Below are 2,070 nucleotides of genomic sequence, written 5' to 3'. Positions count from 1 at the left end.
CCAGCCCGACGCCGCCTCCTTCCCTCGCACCGCCTGGCTCGCCGCCGCCCGCCGGGCCCTCACCGCCGCCCCCAACGAGGCCTTCGGCCCCGGCGATCCGCGAGGCCGGCGCGAACTGCGCACCGCCCTCGCCGACTACCTCGCCCGCGCCCGGGGCGTGCGCACCGACCCCGACCGGATCGTGGTCTGCTCCGGCTTCGCCCACGCCCTGCGGCTGCTCTTCGACGGCGCCGCGCCCGTCCTGCCGCCCGCCGACCAGGGGCCGCTGGCCGTCGAGGCGTACGGACTCGGTTTCCACCGTGCGCTGCTCGCCGCCGCCGGGGTCACCGCCGTACCGCTGCCGATCGACGAACAGGGCGCCCGCGTCGACGACTTGGCGCGACACCCGGACGTCCGGACCGTCCTGCTCACCCCCGCCCACCAGTTCCCGACCGGCGGCCCGCTGCACGCCGCCCGCCGGGCCGCCGTGGTCGACTGGGCCCGCGGGCACGGCGGACTCCTCCTGGAGGACGACTACGACGGCGAGTTCCGCTACGACCGCCAACCGGTCGGCGCCGTCCAGGGGCTCGACCCCGAGCGGGTGGTCTACCTCGGCAGCACCAGCAAGAGCCTCAGCCCCGCGCTGCGCCTCGGCTGGATGGTGCTGCCGGACCACCTCGTCGACCGGGTGCTCGCGGTCAAGGGCGAACGCGAGGGCTGGGCCAGCGCCCTGGACCAGCTGACCCTGGCCGAGTTCATCGACTCCGGCGGCTACGACCGGCACGTCCGCCGGATGCGCCGCCGCTACCGCGACCGCCGCGACCAGCTGGTGGCCGAGCTCGCCGCACGCGCCCCGCACATCGAGGTCACCGGCATCGCGGCCGGCCTGCACGCGGTGCTGCGGCTGGCGCCGGGCACCGAGCGGTCGGTGCTCAAGGCCGCCGCGTACCGGGGCCTGGCCGTCGAGGGGCTCGCCGACTACCGGCACCCGGCGATCGGTCCGGAGGCGATGCCCGCCGTCGACGGCCTGGTGGTCGGCTACGCCACACCGCCGGACCACGCCTACCCGGCGGCGCTCACGGCGCTCTGCGACATCCTGCCGCCGCCGGCCTGAGCCCGTTCACCGCACCGTGCCGGGGTGAACGGCGAAGCATAGGGCCCCCGGTGGCCCCGGCGGGGCGGAACGCGGCCGACCGGTCCCCAGCGTCCGCTCGCCGCTCCTGCGTCGGTACGGCTTCGGTCCGAGCGGGGCAACCCCGGCGGAGCCGACCCCTACGCTCCTTGGACATGCGCAGAACACTTCTGAGCCGCGCCGCGCTCGCCGCGTGTCCGGCCGTCGCCGTGGGACTGCTCCTGTCCGCCGCTCCCGCCCGGGCCGACAGCCCGCTGCCCCTCACGGCCGTCTCCGACCGCGAGACGACCGCGCGGGGCGGGGAGTTCACGCTCACCCTGACGCTCACCAACCCGTACGACACACCGATCCAGTTCGTGTACCAGAGCATCCAGCAGACCTACGGGACCAGCCTGGAGAAGGGGCTCAAGTTCACCGCCACGGCCTGCGGGAACCAGACCAACGGTTGCAGCGACAACGTGCACGGCGGCATCGCGCGGTACGACGTGCCGCTCGCCCCGGGCGCCAGCAGCAGCTTCAAGGTCACCTACACCATCGCCCCCGACTCGGCTTGCGGCGACGCGACCCGGATCGACTTCTACTCCTACCTGTACTACGAGTACAACGGCGGCGAGGCCAAGAACTCGGGCATCGTCGACATCCCCGGCACCCGGGTCGCCTGCGCCTGACCCGGCGGCACACCCGGGGTGCCCGGCCGCGCTCGGGGTGCCCGGCCGCGCTCGGGGTGCCCGGCCGCGCTCGGCGGGCGCGGTGCGCTCGGCGTGCTCGGCGTGCCAACTCTCCCCGGCGCAGCCCGTTCTGCGCATCCTCCCCCCGTTCCCCCGTCAGGTGCCGGCTTCCCCCGGGTCGGCACCTGACGGGCCTTTCGCGCTGGCCGTGCGCTGGGGCGGGGCGGTTCCGCCGGTGTGCCGGGTTGACGGTCGGAGGCCGCCGCGCGGCCGCCCGGCGAGGTCGCGGCG

Annotated in this window: 2 protein-coding genes; both read left to right on the top strand. The window is 75.8% G+C overall.

Annotated features, from left to right (window positions below):
- Positions 1–1,093, top strand: a 1,093-nt coding sequence (locus tag J0670_RS36640; RefSeq protein WP_207817102.1) for a PLP-dependent aminotransferase family protein, incomplete at its 5' end; no start/stop codon positions are given.
- A 173-nt stretch (positions 1,094–1,266) separates the two neighbouring features.
- On the top strand, positions 1,267–1,779 hold the full coding sequence (locus J0670_RS36635) for a hypothetical protein (protein ID WP_207817101.1): 513 nt from the start codon (positions 1,267–1,269) through the stop codon (positions 1,777–1,779).
- The last annotated feature ends 291 nt before the right edge of the window (positions 1,780–2,070 follow it).

Origin of the sequence: Streptomyces sp. FH025 (genome assembly GCF_017427025.1) — a bacterium.
Classification (GTDB): Bacteria; Actinomycetota; Actinomycetes; order Streptomycetales; family Streptomycetaceae; genus Kitasatospora.
The sequence above is the reverse complement of the archived record's forward strand: the minus strand, read 5'-3'. Positions and strand labels throughout refer to the sequence as shown.